The 23,135-nt window shown below is 47.2% G+C and carries 14 protein-coding genes, 6 tRNA genes, 3 rRNA genes and 1 pseudogene; 1 reads left to right on the top strand and 23 read right to left on the bottom strand.

All coding sequences use genetic code 11. The annotated features are described in order from the left end of the window. Nucleotides 1-26 precede the first annotated feature (26 nt). From rpsG to ICN44_RS06880, 20 genes and pseudogenes are all read right to left on the bottom strand, one after another. Nucleotides 27-497, bottom strand: a complete 471-nt coding sequence (gene rpsG / locus ICN44_RS06975) for a 30S ribosomal protein S7 (RefSeq protein ID WP_011901897.1) — start codon at nucleotides 495-497, stop codon at nucleotides 27-29. Nucleotides 498-658: 161 nt separating this feature from the next. Further along, nucleotides 659-1,039 (bottom strand): 30S ribosomal protein S12, encoded by a 381-nt coding sequence (gene rpsL, locus ICN44_RS06970; RefSeq protein WP_072582063.1) that lies wholly within the window; start codon nucleotides 1,037-1,039, stop codon nucleotides 659-661. A 177-nt stretch (nucleotides 1,040-1,216) separates the two neighbouring features. Beyond that, entirely contained in the window at nucleotides 1,217-5,479 is a 4,263-nt protein-coding gene (rpoC, locus tag ICN44_RS06965) for a DNA-directed RNA polymerase subunit beta' (RefSeq protein ID WP_215362448.1), read from the bottom strand. A gap of 1 nt (nucleotide 5,480) precedes the next feature. Further along, nucleotides 5,481-9,581, bottom strand: coding sequence for a DNA-directed RNA polymerase subunit beta (rpoB, locus tag ICN44_RS06960; RefSeq protein WP_216263284.1), 4,101 nt, complete (start codon nucleotides 9,579-9,581; stop codon nucleotides 5,481-5,483). 226 nt (nucleotides 9,582-9,807) lie between these two features. Then, the gene (gene rplL / locus ICN44_RS06955) at nucleotides 9,808-10,182 is read right to left on the bottom strand and encodes a 50S ribosomal protein L7/L12 (protein WP_011901893.1); all 375 of its coding nucleotides are present in this window, start codon (nucleotides 10,180-10,182) and stop codon (nucleotides 9,808-9,810) included. Nucleotides 10,183-10,347: 165 nt separating this feature from the next. Further along, nucleotides 10,348-10,860 (bottom strand): annotated as a pseudogene (gene rplJ / locus ICN44_RS06950) (50S ribosomal protein L10); the annotation flags it as partial. A gap of 238 nt (nucleotides 10,861-11,098) precedes the next feature. Then, nucleotides 11,099-11,800 carry a 50S ribosomal protein L1 gene (rplA, locus tag ICN44_RS06945; protein ID WP_071464433.1) on the bottom strand — a complete coding sequence of 234 codons (702 nt, stop codon included), beginning with the start codon at nucleotides 11,798-11,800 and terminating at the stop codon, nucleotides 11,099-11,101. A gap of 2 nt (nucleotides 11,801-11,802) precedes the next feature. Beyond that, the gene (gene rplK, locus ICN44_RS06940; protein ID WP_068320088.1) at nucleotides 11,803-12,234 is read right to left on the bottom strand and encodes a 50S ribosomal protein L11; all 432 of its coding nucleotides are present in this window, start codon (nucleotides 12,232-12,234) and stop codon (nucleotides 11,803-11,805) included. A 162-nt stretch (nucleotides 12,235-12,396) separates the two neighbouring features. After that, complete coding sequence (nusG, locus tag ICN44_RS06935; protein WP_216263282.1) at nucleotides 12,397-12,969, bottom strand: transcription termination/antitermination protein NusG; 573 nt, start codon at nucleotides 12,967-12,969, stop codon at nucleotides 12,397-12,399. Between the two features lie 7 nt (nucleotides 12,970-12,976). Further along, nucleotides 12,977-13,354 (bottom strand): preprotein translocase subunit SecE, encoded by a 378-nt coding sequence (secE, locus tag ICN44_RS06930; RefSeq protein WP_215321267.1) that lies wholly within the window; start codon nucleotides 13,352-13,354, stop codon nucleotides 12,977-12,979. A 20-nt stretch (nucleotides 13,355-13,374) separates the two neighbouring features. Further along, nucleotides 13,375-13,450: transfer RNA gene (locus tag ICN44_RS06925), tRNA-Trp, on the bottom strand. Between the two features lie 27 nt (nucleotides 13,451-13,477). Then, complete coding sequence (tuf, locus tag ICN44_RS06920) at nucleotides 13,478-14,668, bottom strand: elongation factor Tu (protein WP_071464430.1); 1,191 nt, start codon at nucleotides 14,666-14,668, stop codon at nucleotides 13,478-13,480. 64 nt (nucleotides 14,669-14,732) lie between these two features. Continuing rightward, nucleotides 14,733-14,807 (bottom strand) — tRNA-Thr (locus ICN44_RS06915). Between the two features lie 21 nt (nucleotides 14,808-14,828). After that, nucleotides 14,829-14,902: transfer RNA gene (locus ICN44_RS06910), tRNA-Gly, on the bottom strand. Nucleotides 14,903-14,907: 5 nt separating this feature from the next. Further along, a tRNA-Tyr gene (locus ICN44_RS06905) sits at nucleotides 14,908-14,992 on the bottom strand. A 105-nt stretch (nucleotides 14,993-15,097) separates the two neighbouring features. Further along, nucleotides 15,098-15,211, bottom strand: a 5S ribosomal RNA gene (rrf, locus tag ICN44_RS06900). A gap of 106 nt (nucleotides 15,212-15,317) precedes the next feature. After that, nucleotides 15,318-18,191, bottom strand: a 23S ribosomal RNA gene (locus ICN44_RS06895). A gap of 267 nt (nucleotides 18,192-18,458) precedes the next feature. Then, nucleotides 18,459-18,534 (bottom strand) — tRNA-Ala (locus ICN44_RS06890). A gap of 30 nt (nucleotides 18,535-18,564) precedes the next feature. Beyond that, a tRNA-Ile gene (locus ICN44_RS06885) sits at nucleotides 18,565-18,641 on the bottom strand. A gap of 58 nt (nucleotides 18,642-18,699) precedes the next feature. After that, a 16S ribosomal RNA gene (locus ICN44_RS06880) occupies nucleotides 18,700-20,232 on the bottom strand. Together the 16S, 23S and 5S rRNA genes with 5 tRNA genes alongside form the textbook arrangement of a ribosomal RNA operon. Before the next feature lie 483 nt (nucleotides 20,233-20,715). Here ICN44_RS06880 and ICN44_RS06875 point away from each other — a divergent pair. After that, on the top strand, nucleotides 20,716-21,372 hold the full coding sequence (locus ICN44_RS06875; protein WP_216263281.1) for a GNAT family N-acetyltransferase: 657 nt from the start codon (nucleotides 20,716-20,718) through the stop codon (nucleotides 21,370-21,372). A gap of 9 nt (nucleotides 21,373-21,381) precedes the next feature. Here the strand turns inward: ICN44_RS06875 and ICN44_RS06870 are convergent, their stop codons facing one another. The 3 genes from ICN44_RS06870 to ICN44_RS06860 are packed head-to-tail and all read right to left on the bottom strand — an operon-like array spanning nucleotide 21,382 to nucleotide 23,041. Continuing rightward, nucleotides 21,382-21,735 (bottom strand): c-type cytochrome, encoded by a 354-nt coding sequence (locus tag ICN44_RS06870; RefSeq protein ID WP_216263280.1) that lies wholly within the window; start codon nucleotides 21,733-21,735, stop codon nucleotides 21,382-21,384. An 18-nt stretch (nucleotides 21,736-21,753) separates the two neighbouring features. Further along, nucleotides 21,754-22,404, bottom strand: coding sequence for a BON domain-containing protein (locus ICN44_RS06865; protein ID WP_216263279.1), 651 nt, complete (start codon nucleotides 22,402-22,404; stop codon nucleotides 21,754-21,756). A 34-nt stretch (nucleotides 22,405-22,438) separates the two neighbouring features. Continuing rightward, complete coding sequence (locus ICN44_RS06860) at nucleotides 22,439-23,041, bottom strand: phosphoheptose isomerase (protein ID WP_216263278.1); 603 nt, start codon at nucleotides 23,039-23,041, stop codon at nucleotides 22,439-22,441. Nucleotides 23,042-23,135 lie beyond the last annotated feature (94 nt).

The raw sequence follows: 23,135 nt of genomic DNA, 5'->3' as shown, positions 1-23,135 counted from the left end.
GTTGGTGCCTTTTCTTTACTATTTGATTAGAAGCGGAAATGTGAGAAAGCTTTGTTAGCTTCTGCCATACGGTGAACTTCTTCACGCTTCTTCATTGCTCCGCCGCGACCTTCTGCAGCTTCCAATAATTCGTTGGCCAAACGTTGAGCCATAGATTTCTCACCGCGCTTTTTAGCGGCTTCGCGCACCCAGCGCATTGCCAAAGCAGAACGGCGTGATGGGCGAACTTCAACAGGAACCTGGTAGTTAGCGCCACCAACACGACGGCTCTTCACCTCAACCATTGGCTTAACGTTGCCCATAGCTGTTGAGAAAATTTCGAGTGGTTCTTTGTTTGCTTTTTTCTCGATGTGATCAAAGGCACCGTAAACGATACGCTCTGCAACCGATTTCTTGCCGTCCAACATGAGGACGTTCATGAATTTAGCTACTTCTACATTACCGAATTTTGGATCCGGCAAAATTTCCCGTTTGGGAACTTCACGACGACGTGGCATAACTACTCCTTCAGTTCAGTTAGGGGCGACCCACATGGATCACCCGCTCCGGTTGCCCTACTATCTAAGAAGATTCTTAGACGGAACAACCACTTACTTGTCTTTTAAGTCTGACAAACGAAGACTTACTACAAATACTTCAGCAAAAATCTATTGAAAGATTAAGCAGATTTCTTAGCGCGCTTAGCACCGTACTTGGAACGTGACTGCTTACGGTCTTTAACACCTTGCAAGTCAAGTGAGCCACGAACGATGTGGTAACGAACACCTGGCAAATCCTTTACACGACCACCACGGATTAACACTACTGAGTGTTCCTGGAGGTTATGGCCTTCACCACCAATGTATGAAATCACTTCAAAACCATTGGTTAAGCGAACTTTGGCTACTTTACGCAGCGCAGAGTTAGGCTTTTTAGGAGTAGTGGTGTACACACGTGTACAAACACCACGGCGCTGCGGACTGTTTTCCAGTGCAGGGCTCTTGCTTTTAACGATTAGCCTGGATCTTGGCTTACGTATTAATTGATTAATTGTTGGCATAAAATAGCTCGGTTAGTACTTCTTTGTTGCTTTCTTCAAGAAAATCAATGACTTAGAGAATTTCTAGGTCAAAAAGACCCTCTTCTGAATCAGTAGAACTCAGCATTCTAGCTTGGCCAGCCTTTTCCGTCAACCAAATGGGGAAAAAACTGGCCATTTCTGGCCAGAAATACCAAATTAGCTCGGATCAGCCTCCCCAGCAGGAGCAACGACTTCAGCCTCAATTTCTACAGGCATATTGGCCATTGCTTCCTCTTCGGCGGCAATCATTTGAGCGCGATCACGCTCGAATTGCTCTCTGACCTTGCGTGCACGGCGATAAGACAATCCGGTACCAGCAGGGATCAGACGACCAATAATGACGTTTTCCTTGAGGCCACGGAGTGTATCGGTCTTGCCCATAATTGCGGCTTCGGTCAATACTCGGGTGGTTTCTTGGAAAGAAGCCGCTGAAATGAAGCTGTCGGTCGACAAGGATGCTTTAGTAATACCCAACAGCACGTTTTCGAACTGAGCTGGGCGCTTACCTGCGGCAATCACTAAATCGTTAGCGTCATACAGTTTTGAACGCTCAACTTGCTCACCAGTGATGTAAGCCGTATCGCCGCCATCAGTGATCTGCACACGACGCAACATTTGACGCACGATCACTTCAATGTGCTTGTCGTTAATCTTCACGCCTTGCAAACGGTAAACGTCTTGAACTTCATCAACGATGTAGATCGCCAACTCTTCAATACCCCTGAGAGTCAAGATGTCATGTGGATCAGCAGGGCCTTCCACAATCATCTCGCCCTTGTTCACAACTTGACCGTCATGAACGAGAACTTGCTTCTCTTTAGGAATCAAGAATTCATTGGCTTCGCCGTCCATATCGGTAATCACCAAACGCTGTTTACCTTTGGTTTCTTTACCGAAGGAAACTGTTCCAGTCACTTTCGCCAAGACAGCTGCATCTTTAGGTGAACGCGCTTCGAACAATTCAGCAACGCGTGGCAAACCACCGGTAATGTCGCGAGTCTTCTGTGATTCGATTGGAATACGCGCCAATACTTCACCAACTTCGACTTTCTGGCCATCTTTAACAGTAATCAAAGCGCCCACTTGGAGACCAATGTTTACCGGGTGATCAGTACCAGCGATCATGACTTCGTTACCCTTGTCATCAACTAAGTTGATCATTGGGCGAACGCCTTTGCTTGCTGCAGAACGACGCTTACCGTCAATTACCACCAAAGTGGAGAGGCCAGTAACTTCGTCAACCTGCTTAGCAACAGTAACGCCTTCTTCAACGTTGTCGAAGCGGGCGATACCAGCGTACTCAGAAATAATCGGACGTGTTAACGGATCCCATGTCGCCAAGCTTGCGCCAGCCTTAACAGCTGCATCTTCTTTCAGCAAGAGAGTTGCACCGTATGGAACTTTATGACGCTCGCGCTCACGACCGTTCTCATCAACGATCAAGGCTTCGCCAGAACGTGAAATCACGATCTGCTCGCCCTTCGCGTTCTTAACAACGCGCATCGTGCCGGAGAACTTCAAAGCACCATTAGATTTGGCTTCAATATTGCTTGCAACCAAGGCACGTGAGGCTGCGCCACCGATGTGGAAGGTACGCATAGTCAACTGTGTGCCTGGCTCACCGATGGACTGAGCAGCAATCACGCCAACTGCTTCACCAACGTTCACCAAACCACCGCGACCTAGATCACGTCCGTAGCACTTCGCGCACAAACCAAAGCGAGTTAAGCAAGACAATACTGTGCGAACTTTAACTTCGTCGATACCCAATGCAACGATTTGATCAACGTGATCTTCATCGAGCAATGTGTCGTTCGGAACAATGACTTCTTGTGTGTCAGGGTGAACGATGTCACCGATACATACACGACCCAAAATACGGTCACGCAATGCTTCGATAATTTCGCCGCCTTCAACCAGCGCCTTCATGGTTACACCATTGGTTGCGCCGCAATCATCTTCGATTACCACAAGATCTTGAGTAACGTCGCACAAACGACGCGTCAAGTAACCAGAGTTCGCCGTCTTCAACGCTGTATCAGCCAGACCTTTACGAGCACCGTGGGTTGAAATGAAGTACTGCAACACGTTCAAGCCTTCACGGAAGTTTGCAGTAATTGGGGTTTCAATGATCGAGCCATCAGGCTTTGCCATCAAACCACGCATACCAGCCAACTGACGAATCTGCGCTGCAGATCCACGCGCACCAGAATCCGCCATCATGTAGATGGAGTTAAAGGATTCTTGACGAACGGTCTTACCGTTACGGTCGAGTACGTCAACGTGTGACAACTCATCCATCATCGCTTTACCGACTTGGTCACCTGCAGCACCCCAAATATCAACCACGTTGTTATAACGCTCTTGATTGGTTACGAGACCTGACATGAACTGCTTGTCATACTCTTTAACCTTGGCAGATGCCTCAGTGATGATGCGCTCTTTAGAAGTTGGGATCAACATATCGTCGATCGCAACTGAGATACCAGCGTTGGTTGCCAAACGGAAACCAGACTGCAAGAGGCGGTCAGCAAAAATCACTGTTTCACGCAAACCGCACTTACGGAATGAAGTGTTGATCAAACGTGAGATTTCTTTTTTCTTCAAAGGTTTGTTAATTTCCTCGAAAGACATACCCTTCGGTAAAATCTCAGACAAGATGGCACGGCCAACTGAGGTTTGATAGATCTTGGTCTTTTCAGCAAAACGGGCGTCGCCCTCTGCCTTCTTGTCCACGATCTCAAACTCAGTAATACGGACAGCAACACGAGAAGCCAATTCAACTTGACCCGCTTCGTATGCGCGAACTACTTCAGTAATGTTAGCGAAGACCATGCCTTCACCCTTACCGTTGATCTTGTCACGTGTAGCGTAATACAGACCCAACACCACGTCCTGTGAAGGAACGATAGATGGTTCGCCGTTAGCTGGGAACAATACGTTGTTCGAAGCCAACATCAATGTACGTGCCTCCATTTGCGCTTCAAGCGACAAAGGAACGTGAACCGCCATTTGGTCACCGTCAAAGTCGGCGTTAAATGCCGCGCAGACTAATGGGTGCAATTGGATTGCTTTACCTTCAATCAGCATTGGCTCGAAAGCCTGAATACCGAGACGGTGCAATGTAGGCGCACGGTTCAACATGATTGGATGCTCACGAATCACTTCTTCGAGAATGTCCCAAACGATTGGAGTCTGGCTTTCAACTTCTTTCTTCGCAGCCTTAATGGTGGTTGCAATTCCTAAAGTCTCAAGCTTGTTGAAAATGAATGGCTTGAACAATTCCAAGGCCATCAATTTTGGTAAGCCGCACTGATGCAATTTCAATGTAGGGCCAACCACGATGACTGAACGACCAGAGTAGTCAACACGTTTACCCAACAAGTTTTGACGGAAACGACCGCTCTTACCTTTAATCATCTCAGCCAAGGACTTGAGAGGACGCTTGTTAGCGCCAGTCATAGCCTTACCGCGACGACCGTTGTCGAGCAATGAGTCAACCGCTTCTTGCAACATGCGCTTTTCGTTACGAACGATGATCTCTGGTGCGCGCAACTCTAACAAACGCTTCAAACGGTTGTTACGGTTGATCACGCGACGATAGAGGTCGTTCAAATCAGAAGTAGCAAAGCGACCGCCATCCAATGGCACCAATGGGCGCAATTCAGGTGGCAATACCGGCAACACTTCCATGATCATCCAGTCAGGCTTAATGCCTGAAGTCTGGAACGCCTCAAGCACTTTTAAGCGCTTTGCGTATTTCTTGATCTTGGCATCGCTACCAGTGGCTTTTAAGTCAGCACGAATAGTCTCTACTTCACGATCGATATCAATCGAACGCAAGAGATCACGAATACCTTCAGCGCCCATGATGGCGGTAAATGCACCGTCACCATACTCTTCGGTCTTAGCAATGTACTCATCTTCAGACATGATCTGACCGCGCTTCATCGCGCCTTCAGGAGTCATACCAGGATCAACTACTACATATGCTTCAAAGTAAAGAACGCGTTCGATATCCCGCAATGTCATATCGAGAACCATGCCCAAACGGGATGGCAAAGACTTCAAGAACCAAATGTGCGCTACAGGGGCTGCTAACTCAATGTGGCCCATGCGCTCACGACGTACCTTAGCGAGAGTAACTTCAACGCCACATTTCTCGCAGATAACGCCACGGAACTTTAAACGCTTGTACTTACCGCATAAGCACTCGTAGTCTTTGGTTGGCCCAAAAATTTTGGCGCAGAACAAACCATCACGCTCGGGCTTAAAAGTCCGGTAGTTGATGGTTTCTGGTTTGCGTACTTCACCAAAAGACCATGAGCGAATTTTCTCAGGAGATGCGAGACCAATTTTGATGACATCAAACTGCTCTTCGCCCTGCGTTTGCTTAAATAAATCGAGCAATGCTTTCATATCAGTTGCGCTCCATGTCAATGTCAATACCCAACGAACGGATTTCTTTTACCAGCACGTTGAAGGATTCGGGCATGCCAGCATCAATCGTGTGCTCGCCCTTGACGATGTTTTCGTAAACCTTGGTACGGCCTGCGACGTCATCGGACTTCACTGTCAGCATTTCCTGCAAGACATATGAAGCACCGTATGCTTCGAGGGCCCAGACTTCCATCTCACCAAAGCGCTGACCACCGAACTGAGCTTTACCGCCCAATGGCTGTTGCGTTACTAAAGAGTAAGGTCCGGTTGAACGTGCGTGCATCTTGTCGTCGACCAAATGGTGGAGTTTCAAGACGTGCATTACGCCAACGGTTACTGGACGCTCAAATTGATCGCCAGTTCGACCGTCGCACAAAATCATTTGCTGACGTGAAGGAGTCATCTTCAAAGATTTAGCAACCTCTTCTGGATACGCCAACTCGAGCATGCGGCCGATTTCAGCTTCAGTAGCACCGTCAAACACTGGAGTAGCAAATGGCAAGCCTTGGCGAAGATTCTCGGCCAAAACATTGATCTGCTCATCAGTGAAGTTGTCGATATCTTCAATGCGGCCCGTTTCGTTGTAAAGCTGTTTGAAGAACTTACGTAATTCGGTTTGCTTAGCATGTTCACGAACCATCTCGTCGATACGCTTACCAATACCTTGAGCCGCCCAACCTAAGTGGGTTTCCAAGATCTGACCAACGTTCATACGGGAAGGAACGCCCAATGGATTCAAGACGATGTCAACAGGGCGTCCGTCAGCCATAAATGGCATGTCTTCAGCTGGGGCGATTTTAGAAACCACGCCCTTGTTACCGTGACGACCGGCCATCTTGTCACCAGGCTGCAAGCGACGCTTAACAGCTAAATACACCTTAACCATCTTCGTTACGCCAGGTTGCAGATCATCGCCCTGGGTAAGCTTGGTACGCTTCTCTTCAAAAGCTTCGTCAAACTGTTTACGTTTTGCTTCGATAGAAGATTTAATCGCTTCAACTTGTGAGGCAACTTCTTCATCTGCAGGACGAACATCAAACCAATGGTATTTATCCAAATCAGCAAGGTATTCCTTGTCGATCTTGGTGCCTTTAGCTAATTTCTTAGGGCCGCCGTTGGCAACTTTGCCAATCAACAGCTTTTCTAAACGCATGAAGGCATCGCCCTCAACAATACGCAACTGGTCGTTTAAGTCCAAACGATAGCGTTGTAATTCTTCTTGGATAATTGACTGTGCACGTGCATCGCGCTCAATACCTTCACGGGTGAAGACTTGAACATCAATAACGGTACCGATCATTCCAGATGGAACGCGCAAAGAAGTATCTTTAACATCAGATGCTTTTTCACCGAAGATCGCACGGAGGAGCTTCTCTTCAGGGGTGAGAGTGGTCTCACCCTTTGGAGTTACTTTACCAACCAATACGTCACCAGCCTCAACTTCAGCACCGATGTAAACAATACCGCTCTCATCCAAACGCGAGAGTTGTGACTCTGCCAAATTGGAGATATCGCGAGTAATTTCTTCTGAACCAAGCTTGGTGTCACGAGCAACAACCGACAACTCTTCAATATGAATAGAGGTATAGCGATCATCAGCAACAACTTTTTCAGAGATCAAGATTGAATCTTCAAAGTTGTAACCGTTCCATGGCATAAATGCCACAGTCATGTTTTGACCCAAAGCCAATTCACCCAAATCGGTAGATGCGCCATCAGCAACTACGTCGCCGCGGACAACACGATCACCAGCCTGAACGATTGGACGTTGGTTAATGTTAGTGTTTTGGTTTGAGCGGGTGTACTTGATGAGGTTGTAAATATCCACACCAACTTCACCAGCAGCTGTCTCATCATCGTTTACACGAATCACGACACGGTTTGCGTCAACATAATCAACGATACCGCCGCGGGACGCCAAAATAACCGTACCGGAGTCGACCGCAACAATACGCTCTAAACCTGTGCCAACCAATGGCTTATCTGGACGCAAGCAGGGAACTGCTTGACGCTGCATGTTTGCACCCATCAACGCACGGTTCGCATCATCGTGCTCTAAAAATGGAACAAGTGAAGCAGCAGCAGAAACGATCTGGCTCGGAGCAACGTCGATGAAATCGATGCGCTCTGGGCTAACCATCATGGTCTCGCCAGCTTCACGAGCAGAAACCAATTCGTCGGCCAACTTACCGCTCTTGTCGATTGTTGCGTTTGCCTGAGCAATCACATACTTTGCTTCCTCAATCGCAGAGAGGTAAACCACTTCGTCGCTTACCTTGCTATTGGAAACTTTACGGTATGGGGTTTCTAAGAAACCGTGCTCATTCAAACGCGCAAATAACGCGAGTGAGTTGATTAAACCAATGTTTGGTCCTTCTGGAGTTTCGATTGGGCAAACACGTCCATAGTGGGTTGGATGCACGTCACGCACTTCAAAGCCTGCGCGCTCGCGTGTCAAACCACCAGGTCCCAATGCAGAAATACGACGCTTGTGCGTGATCTCTGAGAGTGGGTTGGTTTGGTCCATAAACTGGGATAACTGTGAAGAACCGAAGAACTCACGAATCGCAGAAGAAATTGGCTTGCTGTTAATCAAGTCATGCGGCATGAGGTTTTCTGTTTCGGCTTGGCCGAGACGCTCTTTAACCGCACGCTCGACACGTGACAAACCAGCACGGAATTGGTTTTCAGCCAACTCACCAACGCAACGTACACGACGATTACCTAAGTGATCGATATCGTCTACTTCGCCTTTGCCATTACGCAAATCTACAAGAGACTTAATGGTGTCGAGAATATCTTCGTTTGACAGAACCATTGGACCTTCCATTTCTGGACGGTTCAAACGGCTGTTGACCTTCATACGACCAACGCGTGACAAATCGTAAGTATCTTCGTTATAGAACAAGCGCTGGAATAAAGCTTCAACGGCATCTTCTGTTGGTGGCTCACCAGGACGCATCATGCGATAAATGGCAATACGAGCAGCCATCTGATCAGCAGTTTCATCAGTACGCAATGTCTGTGAAATGTATGCACCAGAATCTAAATCATTCGTGTAGATGGTTTCCAATTGCTTGATGCCTGCATCGCGCAATGTAGCCAACAACTCTTCAGTGATTTCATCATTAGCGTAAGCTAAGATTTCACCAGAATCTGGATCAACAATATTACGTGCCACTACACGACCAATTAAATAGTCGTCTGGTACAGCGATTGTTTTTGTTTTAGCAGCTTCGAGTTCGCGAATATGCTTTGCATTGATACGCTTGTCTTTTTGAATGACGACAACGCCATTTTTATCAAGCACATCAAAATTAGCTAGCTGACCACGCAAACGCTCTGGCACAAATTCCATTGAGCCGCCGTTAGCAGTCAATGAGAAATGATCAAAGTTAAAGAAGTTAGCAAGAATCTGTTCGTTGTTTAAACCAATTGCTTTGAGCAAAATGGTGACAGGCATCTTACGACGACGGTCAACGCGGAAATAGAGAATGTCTTTTGGATCAAACTCGAAATCGAGCCATGAACCACGGTAAGGAATGATGCGTGCTGAGAACAGCAACTTACCTGAGCTATGTGTTTTACCCTTATCGTGTTCGAAGAACACGCCTGGGGAACGGTGTAACTGAGAAACGATGACGCGCTCAGTACCATTGATCACAAAAGAGCCGTTTTCTGTCATGAGTGGAATTTCACCCATGTAGACTTCGCTCTCTTTTACCTCTTTAACCTTAGTAGGCGCTTCGCGATCATAAATAATCAAGCGAACTTTTGCGCGTAAGGCTGAGTGGTATGTGTAACCACGTTGTTGACATTCTTTAACGTCAAACGGTGGCTGTGATAACTGGTAAGACACGTATTCCATACGTGCATAGCCGTTGTTAGACACAATTGGGAATGCTGATGTAAAGGCAGCTTGAAGTCCCTCAGTAAGACGAGACATTGCTGGCTTTTCAGCCTGTAAAAATTTAGCGTAGGATTCCAGCTGCGTTGCGATCAGGTACGGAACCTGGTGGTTGTTTACTCGCTTAGCAAAGCTTTTACGGACTCGCTTGCGTTCGGTGAAGCTATAGTTCATTTCATCTCCGAATTCAGCGACTGTACAAAGATTTGGCGATTGGCCACTACCAATCACTGGCGGACAACACTAAACCGATAGATCTAGTGTCCGACCAAACTTGCATTCTGCAGTCGTATCAGAAGGCAAACCCGATTTCAATCAGAAATGAAATCGGGTTTGACCTCTAGAGGTCAAACCCAACATGGCTAACGCCCCTTTTTGAGAGGCGCCAGCATTGTATGCATTACTTGAGTTCTGCTTTAGCGCCAGCTTCTTCAAGCTTCTTCTTAGCTTCTTCAGCCGTCTTCTTATCAACAGCTTCTTTGATTGGCTTCGGTGCACCGTCAACCAAGTCCTTAGCTTCTTTCAAGCCAAGACCAGTAATTTCGCGAACTGCCTTAATTACTGAAACCTTGTTTGCGCCAGCTTCGAGCAAGTTAACAGTGAATTCTGTTTGCTCTTCAGCAGCAGCGCCGCCAGCTGCACCAGCAGGACCAGCAACAGCCATCGCTGCAGCTGAAACGCCAAATTTCTCTTCGAACGCTTTAACCAAGTCGTTCAAATCCATAACGGACATGCTACCTACTGCATCAATGATTTCTTCTTTAGTAATCGCCATTTTTAGCTCCTAATACTTAAATAGTTAATCTGTCGCTTATTCAGCGGCAGGGGTTTCAGGTGTTTCTGTTCCAGCTTCTGGGGCTGCGGCTGCAGGCTCAGCACTTGCTTCTGGAGCGGCGGCTTCAGCAACTACTTCTGCTGGGGCTGCTGCTACTTCTGTTACCGGTGCTGCAACAGGAGCAGGTGCTCCTTCTGCCTTTTGTGCTGCTACTGCACCCAATACGCGAGCCATCGCAGAAACTGGGGCCAACATCACACCCAACAACTGAGATAACAACTCGTCGCGGCTTGGAATAGACGCGAGGGATTTAACACCCGCTACGTCCAACAACTTGCCGTTATATAAGCCAGCAGTAATGACTAGCTTGTCTTGAGTCTTAGCAAAGTTCTGCAATACTTTTGCCGAAGCAATAGGATCAGCAGAGATGCCGTAAATCAAGGGGCCAACCATCGAATCAGCAAGAGGCTCAAACTGAGTGCCTTGTGCAGCACGGCGTGCCAATGTGTTCTTCAAAACGCGAAGATATACACCTTGGTCACGTGCGCTAGCACGTAGCTTTGTCAACTGCTCTACTGGAATACCACGGTATTCAGCGAGCACGACAGTTTGGGCTCCAGCCAATTGAGCGCCGACATCAGCAACAATCGCTTTTTTGTCTTGTACATTCAAAGGCACGGTTTAACTCCTAAAAAACCAACTGTTTCCAGTTGGGGTTACACACCAGCGTCTGATCATTTGTTCACAAAGTTCTTGTGAAAATCTTTTCAGGGTCGCCATCTGCGCTGGCTATTACTTTCGTAACGATTAAGAATTCATCTCTATAAAAGCAAACTCATTCACCAACGGTCTTTGATGTTCGACTCTCACCCAAAGAGCGGGAGTCGACCCAAAGTTCTTTTTTGTTACAGGCTAATTAAGCTGCTGCCTGTAACGATGCTTGGTCTACGCGTACGCCTGCACCCATGGTGCTGCTTACGGCAACCTTCTTTAAATAAATACCCTTAGATGCAGGTGGCTTTGCTTTATTCAAAGCCTCGAGCAATGCGAGCAAGTTGGACTTCAATGCAGTTGGCTCGAATGAACGACGGCCAATGCTTGCGTGCACGATACCGGCTTTGTCCACACGGAACTGAACTTGACCAGCTTTTGCATTTTTAACTGCAGTAGCAACGTCAGGAGTTACTGTTCCAACTTTTGGATTCGGCATCAAACCACGTGGGCCCAATACTTGACCTAAAGTACCAACAATTTTCATTGTGTCTGGGGATGCGATCAAAATATCGAAATCAATTTTGCCGCCTTTAATTTGTTCAGCAAGCTCTTCCATGCCAACGATTTCTGCACCAGCGGCTTTAGCTTGTTCAGCCTTCTCGCCTTGAGCAAAAACAGCCACACGAACATGCTTACCTGTACCAGCTGGGAGCACTACTGCGCCACGCACAACTTGGTCAGATTTCTTAGCATCAATACCTAACTGAACTGCAACGTCGATTGACTCATCAAACTTAGCAGTTGCACACTCTTTAACGAGGTTCAATGCGTCATCTAATGAATAGAATTTATTGCGATCAACTTTAGATTGAATAGCTTTTACACGTTTAGATAATTTAGTCATGATTAGAGACCTTCCACAGTGATGCCCATGGAACGGGCGCTACCAGCGATTGTTCTAACAGCTGCGTCCATATCGGCTGCTGTCAAATCTGGCATTTTTGCTTTAGCGATTTCTTCCGCTTGAGCACGAGTAATTGAACCCACTTTATCGGTATGAGGACGTGGTGATCCTTTTTCAATCTTCGCAGCCTTCTTAATCATGATGGTTGCTGGAGGAGTCTTCATAATGAATGTGAAGCTCTTATCAGCAAACGCTGTAATCACGACTGGAATTGGAAGACCTGGTTCCATGCTCTGAGTTTGAGCATTGAACGCCTTACAGAATTCCATAATATTAAGGCCGCGTTGACCCAATGCTGGACCTACGGGTGGTGATGGATTTGCTTTACCTGCAGGGATCTGCAGCTTAATAAAGCCAATAATCTTCTTTGCCATGTGTTGCTCCTAAAAGCGCGCCTAACCTCATAAGGAGAGACCGCTGTTGAGTAAACGCTTCGCTAGTTTTTGGCTTTCTAGCTCCGCTCCTCGGTTAAATACAAAAACTAAATAACCACTTCAAACTTACCGCTACTGCAAAACAGGACTAAGTCCTTGTTTTTACATCTTTTCTACTTGGCCGAACTCCAGCTCAACTGGGGTACCGCGGCCAAAAATTGTAACAGAAACGCGCAATCTTGACTTCTCATAATTGACTTCTTCGATGTTTCCGTTGAAATCAATAAATGGACCTTCTTTAACGCGTACGATCTCGCCAACCTCAAATAGGGTCTTAGGCTTAGGTTTATCCACCCCAGCCTGCATTTGATCCATGATTTTGGCTACTTCGGCTGTAGAAATCGGGCTTGGGCGGTTACGAACACCACCAACGAAACCGGTCACTTTTGGCGTATTTTTCACCAAATGCCAGCTCTCATCGGTCATTTCCATCTCAATCAGAACATATCCTGGGAAGAAACGACGCTCAGAAACTGACTTGGTGCCGGACTTGATCTCCACAACCTCTTCGGAAGGGACCAAAATACGGCCAAATTTCTCAGGCATTCCAGAACGAGCAATGCGCTCTTCAAGGCCTCTTTTCACGCTTTTTTCCATTCCGGAATAAGCATGAATGACATACCAGCGCATATTGCCGGTAGCTTGTGGATTAGTAGCTACTTCAGAATCAATCATTTTTTACTCACTTCCAGCCCAAAAAGACTGAAAAAACTAGCCATTCAATCAATTTGTCTGCAATCCACAAAAACAAGGACATGATCAGAACAAAGCCAAATACGACTAGAGTCATTTGGGTGGTCTCTTTACGAGTTGGCCAAACAACCTTTTTTACTTCATACCAAGAATCTTTTGCGTAGGCGATAAAGCGGCGCCCATCTGGTGAAATCGCCACAATCAAAACTGCAGCAGCAATACCGCCAAACAAAACAGCGAGACGAATCAACATAGATTGATCTACCAGCGTGTAGTACAAGACTAGCGCTGCAACGACGACTAAAGCAGCGAGTCCAGAGACCCAGCCGCTTTTTTCTTCAGTATGACTTGCTGTTTGATGAGACATATTGCTTTCAGTTCAAATCGTGGCAGGGGCGGAGGGCATCGAACCCCCAACCTTTGGTTTTGGAGACCAACGCTCTGCCAATTGAGCTACACCCCTTTATAAAAACTAATTAAAACTTACTACTTAAGCCAAAATCTTTGCAACCACGCCGGCGCCAACAGTACGGCCACCTTCACGGATCGCAAAACGTAAACCTTCTTCCATCGCGATTGGAGCGATGAGTTTTACGGTAATCGTGACGTTATCGCCAGGCATGACCATTTCTTTGTCTTTTGGCAACTCGATTGAACCCGTTACGTCCGTTGTACGGAAGTAAAACTGTGGACGATAGTTGTTAAAGAATGGTGTATGACGACCACCTTCATCTTTACCCAAGATGTAAACCTCGGCTGTAAAGTGAGTATGTGGGGTGATTGAACCTGGCTTAGCCAATACTTGGCCGCGCTCAACTTCTTCACGTTTTGTACCGCGTAACAAGATACCAACGTTATCGCCTGCTTGACCTTGGTCGAGCAATTTGCGGAACATTTCAACACCAGTACAAGTGGTCTTGAGTGTTGGCTTGATACCGATGATTTCAATCTCTTCACCTACTTTAACGATACCGCGCTCGATACGACCGGTTACAACAGTACCGCGACCGGAGATAGAGAACACGTCTTCTACTGGCATCAAGAACGCGCCGTCAACAGCACGCTCTGGAGTTGGGATGTAAGTATCTAATGCTTCAGCCAATTTCATGATGGCTTCTTTACCCAATGGGCCTTCGTCGCCTTCAAGGGCTAACTTGGCAGAACCTTGGATGATTGGTGTGTCATCGCCAGGGAAGTTGTACTTCGATAAAAGCTCACGAACTTCCATTTCAACGAGTTCTAACAATTCAGCATCGTCAACCATGTCGCACTTGTTGAGGAACACCACGATGTAAGGAACGCCCACTTGGCGTGCCAAAAGGATGTGCTCACGTGTTTGTGGCATTGGGCCGTCAGCAGCAGAGCAAACTAAAATTGCGCCGTCCATCTGAGCAGCACCCGTAATCATGTTCTTCACGTAGTCAGCATGTCCTGGGCAATCAACGTGTGCGTAGTGACGGTTTGCAGTCTCGTACTCAACGTGCGCAGTATTAATCGTAATACCACGTGCTTTTTCTTCAGGAGCAGCATCGATCTGATCGTATGCTTTAGCTTCGCCACCGAATGCTTTAGAAAGCACGGTTGCAATTGCTGCTGTCAATGTCGTTTTACCGTGGTCAACGTGACCGATAGTGCCTACGTTTACGTGCGGTTTTGTCCGCTCGAATTTTTCTTTTGCCATTTTTAATCTGCCTTTAGTTAACTCTTAAACCAAACACGAAATACACAATTAATAAAATCAAACATGGTGCCCATGGGCAGGATCGAACTGCCGACCTCTCCCTTACCAAGGGAGTGCTCTACCACTGAGCCACATGGGCGAAATCTAATGCAACAAATTCTGGAGCGGGATAAGAGAATCGAACTCTTGACCGAAGATTGGAAATCTGCTGTTTTACCATTAAACTAATCCCGCACATCTGGTGGAGGGGGTAGGATTCGAACCTACGTAGGCATAGCCAACAGATTTACAGTCTGCCTCCTTTAGCCGCTCGGACACCCCTCCGCGAACCCAACATTTTGACTCCAAATGGAGTTTCTGTCAATATCTCTAAACGCTTTGCACAAGTAAAAACGCCCAGACCTAAGAGGGTCTGGGCGTCGCATTGGTGCCCGGCAGTTACCTACTTTCACACGGGTAATCCGCACTATCATCGGCGTAAAGTCGTTTCACTGTCCTGTTCGGGATGGGAAGGAGTGGTTCCAACTTGCTATGGTCACCGGGCGTAGAGGGTCGAGTTGCTGATTAAATCAACAACTCTATTTGAGTAAGCATGTAATAAGGATGCAGATTAAATCTGGCAAACATCCAACACAATAGTGCTGGTTATAGGATCAAGCCTAACGGGCAATTAGTATCGGTTAGCTTAATGCATTACTGCACTTCCACACCCGACCTATCAACGTTGTGGTCTTCAACGACCCTTTATGTAGGTTAAACCTACGGGAGATCTCATCTTCAGGCAAGTTTCCCGCTTAGATGCTTTCAGCGGTTATCTCTTCCATTCATAGCTACCCTGCGATGCTTCTGGCGAAACAACAGGTACACCAGCGGAATGTCCACTCCGGTCCTCTCGTACTAGGAGCAGCCCCCGTCAAATCTCCAACGCCCATGGCAGATAGGGACCAAACTGTCTCACGACGTTTTAAACCCAGCTCACGTACCTCTTTAAATGGCGAACAGCCATACCCTTGGGACCGGCTACAGCCCCAGGATGAGATGAGCCGACATCGAGGTGCCAAACACCGCCGTCGATATGAACTCTTGGGCGGTATCAGCCTGTTATCCCCAGAGTACCTTTTATCCGTTGAGCGATGGCCCTTCCATACAGAACCACCGGATCACTATGACCTGCTTTCGCACCTGCTCGACTTGTCGGTCTCGCAGTTAAGCACGCTTTTGCCATTGCACTTTAGGTACGATGTCCGACCGTACCAAGCGTACCTTCGTACTCCTCCGTTACACTTTGGGAGGAGACCGCCCCAGTCAAACTGCCTACCATGCACTGTTCCCGACCCGGATAACGGGCCAAGGTTAGAACCTCAAATAAATCAGGGTGGTATTTCAAGGTTGGCTCCAACAGAACTAGCATCCTGTTATCATCGCCTCCCACCTATCCTACACAGACCGATTCAAAGTCCAATGCAAAGCTACAGTAAAGGTTCATGGGGTCTTTCCGTCTAGCCACGGGTAGATTGCATCATCACAAACATTTCAACTTCGCTGAGTCTCAGGAGGAGACAGTGTGGCCATCGTTACGCCATTCGTGCAGGTCGGAACTTACCCGACAAGGAATTTCGCTACCTTAGGACCGTTATAGTTACGGCCGCCGTTTACTGGGACTTCAATCAAGAGCTTGCACCCCATCATTTAATCTTCCAGCACCGGGCAGGCGTCACACCCTATACGTCCACTTTCGTGTTTGCAGAGTGCTGTGTTTTTATTAAACAGTCGCAGCCACCTTTTTATTGCAACCCTTTCGTCCTCCCCTTGTACAGGGTCAAACTACCAGGGCGTACCTTATCCCGAAGTTACGGTACAAATTTGCCGAGTTCCTTCTCCTGAGTTCTCTCAAGCGCCTTAGAATACTCATCTCGCCCACCTGTGTCGGTTTGCGGTACGGTCTTGTTAGACTGAAGCTTAGAGGCTTTTCTTGGAACCACTTCCAATTGCTTCGCGAATAAATTCGCTCGTCTCACGCCCTTGAATTACGCTACCGGATTTACCTAATAGCCATCTCCAACGCAAGAACCGGGACTTCCAACACCCGGACAACTTTCCGCGATCCGTCCCCCCATCGCATCTAACAATGGTCAAGGAATATTAACCTTGTTCCCATCAGCTACGCATCTCTGCCTCGCCTTAGGGGCCGACTCACCCTGTTCCGATGAACGTTGAACAGGAAACCTTGGGCTTACGGCGAGGGGGCTTTTCACCCCCTTTATCGCTACTCATGTCAGCATTCGCACTTCTGATACCTCCAGCATCCTTTACAAGACACCTTCACAGGCTTACAGAACGCTCTCCTACCATCACATTACTGTGATCCGCAGCTTCGGTTATATGCTTAGCCCCGTTACATCTTCCGCGCAGGACGACTCGATCAGTGAGCTATTACGCTTTCTTTAAAGGATGGCTGCTTCTAAGCCAACCTCCTGACTGTTTTAGCCTTCCCACTTCGTTTCCCACTTAGCATATATTAGGGACCTTAGCTGGCGGTCTGGGTTGTTTCCCTCTTGACACCGGACGTTAGCACCCGATGTCTGTCTCCCGTGCTTGCACTTGTAGGTATTCGGAGTTTGCTATGGCGCAGTAATCCGCAATGGACCCCACTACCATGACAGTGCTCTACCCCCTACAGTGATACACGAGGCACTACCTAAATAGTTTTCGGAGAGAACCAGCTATTTCCAGTTTTGTTTAGCCTTTCACCCCTATCCACAGCTCATCCCCTAACTTTTCAACGTTAGTGGGTTCGGTCCTCCAGTACGTGTTACCGCACCTTCAACCTGGCCATGGATAGATCAACTGGTTTCGGGTCTACACCCAGCAACTAGCGCCCTATTCGGACTCGCTTTCGCTACGCCTTCCCTATTCGGTTAAGCTTGCTACTGAATGTAAGTCGCTGACCCATTATACAAAAGGTACGCAGTCACCCCTTACGAGGCTCCTACTGTTTGTATGCACACAATTTCAGGATCTATTTCACTCCCCTCCCGGGGTTCTTTTCGCCTTTCCCTCACGGTACTTGTTCACTATCGGTCGATTACGAGTATTTAGCCTTGGAGGATGGTCCCCCCATATTCAGACAGGATTTCACGTGTCCCGCCCTACTTGTCTCTAGCCTAGTACCACTCAATAATTTTCACATACGGGACTATCACCCTTTATTGTTGGACTTTCCATTCCATTCTGTTAATTACTGAGATATCACTAGAAGGCTCTTCCCATTTCGCTCGCCACTACTCTGGGAATCTCGGTTGATGTCTTTTCCTCTTGCTACTTAGATGTTTCAGTTCACAAGGTTCGCTTCTCATACCCTATGTATTCAGGTATGGATACCACAAAAGTGGTGGGTTTCCCCATTCAGAAATCCCCGGATCAAAGCTTATTTACCAGCTCCCCGGGGCTTATCGCAGGTTATAACGTCTTTCGTCGCCTGTAATCGCCAAGGCATCCATCATGTGCACTTATTCACTTGATCCTATAACGAGCACCATTGCTAGTACCTGTTACAGGTTTACTTCTACTTCTGACATGTTTGCCGTAATCCAAACTGTAAGTACTTTGTTAAGAACTTGGTAAAACTCGTTTGTATTACTGATTGATGATTCAATCTTTACCCTTATTACATTGTCAAATGTCCTCTCAAAGAAACATTTGACACTTTGCTTACTCAAATTTTTAAAGAACAGCCATAAATGGCAAAACTAAACAATCGTTAAATCGCTTAGTTTTGACATTTAGATGATGGTGGAGGATGACGGGATCGAACCGACGACCCCCTGCTTGCAAAGCAGGTGCTCTCCCAGCTGAGCTAATCCCCCAACGTCCCACTAAGTCTTGTTTCTGGCTGGTGGTGGGTCTGGTAGGACTTGAACCTACGACCCCTGCGTTATCAACACAGTGCTCTAACCAGCTGAGCTACAGACCCGTGGCTTTTATTGTCAACCGATAAGTGTGGGCACTAGGATTCAGCATCTTTTCTCTAGAAAGGAGGTGATCCAGCCGCACCTTCCGATACGGCTACCTTGTTACGACTTTACCCCAGTCATGAACCCTGCCGTGGCAGTCGCCCTCCTTGCGGTTAGGCTAACGGCTTCTGGCAAAACCCACTCCCATGGTATGACGGGCGGTGTGTACAAGACCCGGGAACGTATTCACCGCGACATTCTGATCCGCGATTACTAGCGATTCCAGCTTCACGTAGTCGAGTTGCAGACTACGATCCGGACTACGATGCATTTTCTGAGATTAGCTCCCCCTCGCGGGTTGGCAACCCTCTGTATGCACCATTGTATGACGTGTGAAGCCCTACCCATAAGGGCCATGAGGACTTGACGTCATCCCCACCTTCCTCCGGTTTGTCACCGGCAGTCTCTTTAGAGTGCTCTTGCGTAGCAACTAAAGACAAGGGTTGCGCTCGTTGCGGGACTTAACCCAACATCTCACGACACGAGCTGACGACAGCCATGCAGCACCTGTGTTCACTTTCTCTTACGAGCACCTAATGTATCTCTACTTCGTTAGTGACATGTCAAGGGTAGGTAAGGTTTTTCGCGTTGCATCGAATTAATCCACATCATCCACCGCTTGTGCGGGTCCCCGTCAATTCCTTTGAGTTTTAATCTTGCGACCGTACTCCCCAGGCGGCTGACTTCACGCGTTAGCTACGTTACTCAGGATGTAAATCCCGAACAACTAGTCAGCATCGTTTAGGGCGTGGACTACCAGGGTATCTAATCCTGTTTGCTCCCCACGCTTTCGTGCATGAGCGTCAGTGTTATCCCAGGGGGCTGCCTTCGCCATTGGTATTCCTCCACATATCTACGCATTTCACTGCTACACGTGGAATTCTACCCCCCTCTGACACACTCTAGCTATACAGTCACAGGCGCCATTCCCAGGTTAAGCCCGGGGATTTCACGCCTGTCTTGTATAACCGCCTGCGCACGCTTTACGCCCAGTAATTCCGATTAACGCTCGCACCCTACGTATTACCGCGGCTGCTGGCACGTAGTTAGCCGGTGCTTATTCTTCAGGTACCGTCATTCCCGGACTGTGTTAGAGCCGGTGTTTCTTCCCTGACAAAAGAGCTTTACAACCCGAAGGCCTTCTTCACTCACGCGGCATTGCTGGATCAGGGTTTCCCCCATTGTCCAAAATTCCCCACTGCTGCCTCCCGTAGGAGTCTGGGCCGTGTCTCAGTCCCAGTGTGGCTGATCGTCCTCTCAGACCAGCTACTGATCGTCGCCTTGGTGGGCTTTTACCCCACCAACAAGCTAATCAGGCATCGGCCGCTCTAATCGCGCGAGGTCTTTCGATCCCCCGCTTTCCCCCTCAGGGCGTATGCGGTATTAGCACAGCTTTCGCTGCGTTATCCCCCACGATAAGGTACGTTCCGATGTATTACTCACCCGTTCGCCACTCGCCACCAGGTGCAAGCACCCGTGCTGCCGTTCGACTTGCATGTGTAAGGCATGCCGCCAGCGTTCAATCTGAGCCAGGATCAAACTCTTCAGTTCAATTCCTGTGATCCTTGCGGATCGTCGCACTCATTCAAGAAATTGACTTGGTAATAAAACCAAATCTTTTTACTGTCTATGAGTACTATTTATTTACATCTGTCCCGAAGGACTGGATGCTTTCACTTAGTACCCACAATTATCGGTTGACTAATTTTTAAAGAGGGCTGGCTTGTTACTTGTTTCAAATAACATCCAGCAGAGAGATGAGACTATATCCCACTTTTTCAGGGTCGTCAACACCTTTCGTACTCTTTTACTTAAAAAAGGCTAAGTTTTTTCTTACCTCAAAAATATAGCTAATTAAAACAATGGGTTAGATTTCGAAAAAAAATTCAACTTTTTTTGAAATTTTCCTAATTTTTAGGGGTTTAGGCCTAGTCCACCCAAAAATTACGCTGTTTTTTGATGCTTATTTGGCGTATTTCCAACAAACCTAGGGAAAACCCTGAAACTTTCCCCCATTCCTGCTAAGATAAAGCTATGATCAATAAACATGCGAGTAGTCACTTGCCTTCAAGCCCTTATTCGGCTAGGCAGGCTGTACCTGTTCGCGAACTTCACGCCGGATATAGAGAAGAAATACTGAATCATTTATTGCAACTAAATGATGAAGATAGACGACTACGGTTTGGTACTCAGACCCCCGATGAGGTGATTCGTCACTATGTTGAGAGCCTCGATTTCAATCGGGACGTCATTTTTGGTGTTTTCAATTTAGACCTAGAGCTAGTTGGCATGGCCCATCTAGCCTATTTGCCTGAGCGCAAGGGCGAGGCACGAGCTGCTGAATTTGGTGTGTCTGTCCTACCAGAAGGGCGCTCCCAAGGGCTGGGCACAGCACTGTTACAGCGCTCAGCCGTTCACTCACGCAATACCAACATTGAAACCCTTTACGTTCATTGTCTTGCCAATAACAAAGCTATGATGCATTTGGCTCAAAAGGCAGGAATGACTGTTGAATACGCCTATGGCGATGCTGATGCTTGCCTTAAGTTGCCTCCAGCAAATCCCGCAACTATTGTGGAAGAGGCTGCCAATGCACAGTGGGCTGGCATGGACTACGCCCTAAAAGAAAACCTCAAACGCTCTAATCAAGCCTGGTGGTGGCTCTTAGGAAGACCCGGTCTAACGCCTTAACTTCTAACCTTAGTTTTTGTTGGGTGCGCCACGCAATATCCAACTAGTTAATGTAGATAAATCCGCATCACTCAATTTTGAGTTGGCTGGCATAGGTACAACGCCCCAAGAACCAGAACCTCCTTTAGCAATTTTATTTTTTAAAAATGGTTGAGCATTGGGGTCGCTCTTATATTTTTCTGCCACCGCTTGAAAACTAGGGCCAACAATTTTTTTATTGATTGCATGGCAGCCTAAGCAAGCATTTTGTTTTGCAAGTGCGAATGCATTCTCGTCTTGAATATTCGCCTGCGCAGTAGGCAAGAAATAAGCGGGCACTGTAAATAAACAAACTATTTTTACAATCGCTCGCTTTTTTAGCATCACCAACCTACGAAAATATTATTGAAATTTTGGAGGGCTAGTAGGTTGAGTTTGATCTGCTTTGCCTTGCTTTTCTAAACGAACTTTTTCTTCTTGAGAAATGATGTCAAAGTAAACGTAAACATCTTTTACGCCATTTGTGTTGCTCGCAATTTTCTTAGCAAGGTCAGCCTCACTTTGCGTCAAGATGCCCATAAGATAAACGCTGCTACCTTCTGCAACTATAACCATAGAGTTTGACGGTAACTGATCTGTAAAGACCATTTGTGTTTTGATCTTAGATTCGAGATAAGAATCGTTTACACGTGATGTGTAGCTACTGTTTGGTCCAATAACCAATTCATTAAACACAGCTCGCGCATTTTTCATTGCCTTGGCATAAGCGCCTGCCTCATCCTTAATATCAGCATCCTTCACTTCGCCAGTGAGCAGAACTTTTTGATTAAACGAAGTCACGTTAATGTGTGCGTTATCACCAAAGCGTTTTGCTAGCGCATTTTCTGCCTCTAACTCAATGCCTTTATCAATCGCTTGCACAGCTGGCGTACGGCGATCAGCGAGCACTGTTGCTCCAGCTGCAACACCACCAACAGCCAACACACCACACGCAGTTAACTGCGCGGCTATGAGTAAAGCAATTAGTAATTTAAACGTGGAAAAAATTTTCATGGATATGTTTTCTAATTTGAGCTATCAATAATTTTTAATCAAGCAAAACATGATCTACGCCATCGCATAAAGCATGAAGCAAAACTAAATGCGTTTCTTGAATGCGCGCAGTTCGCGTTGATGGTGCGCACAAGTGAATATCATCTTTATCTAATAGCTGAGCTATCTTCCCGCCACCATTGCCAGTGAATGCAATAATTTTGATGCCAAGTTTTTTGGCGGCCTCCATGGCTTTAATCACGTTCTTCGAATTCCCTGAGGTTGATATGCCTAACAGAACGTCACCTTTTTTCCCAAGACCGCGAACTTGCTTGCTAAAAATCTCATCGTAGCTATAGTCATTTCCAATAGCCGTAAGAATTGAAGTGTCGGTCGTCAAAGCAATTGCAGCCAACTCTTGGCGCTCTCTTTCAAAACGACCAACGAGCTCTGCTGCAAAGTGCTGCGCATCAGCGGCAGAACCGCCATTGCCACAGGCCATGATCTTACCGCCGGCACGCAAACAATCGACCATCGCCAGTACACCCCTAGCAACAGATTCGGGGAGCAGTTTTTCAGCCTCTTGTTTTACGGCAATGCTGTCCAGAAAATGCTGGGAGGCACGTAGACGCAAACGTTCGTTGATATCTTTTTCCATAACAATATTATGCGCCAAAGATGTCCTAATTTCAGTAGCAATCAGCTTATCCCAAAAGCAACGTATCCTCTTACTAATTGTTTAACTTTTTGCA

The sequence above is a fragment of the Polynucleobacter sp. JS-Fieb-80-E5 genome (assembly GCF_018882015.1).
In the GTDB taxonomy this organism is placed as follows: Bacteria; Pseudomonadota; Gammaproteobacteria; order Burkholderiales; family Burkholderiaceae; genus Polynucleobacter.
Note: the sequence above shows the minus strand (reverse complement) of the source record. Positions and strands in the feature narration are given on the sequence as shown.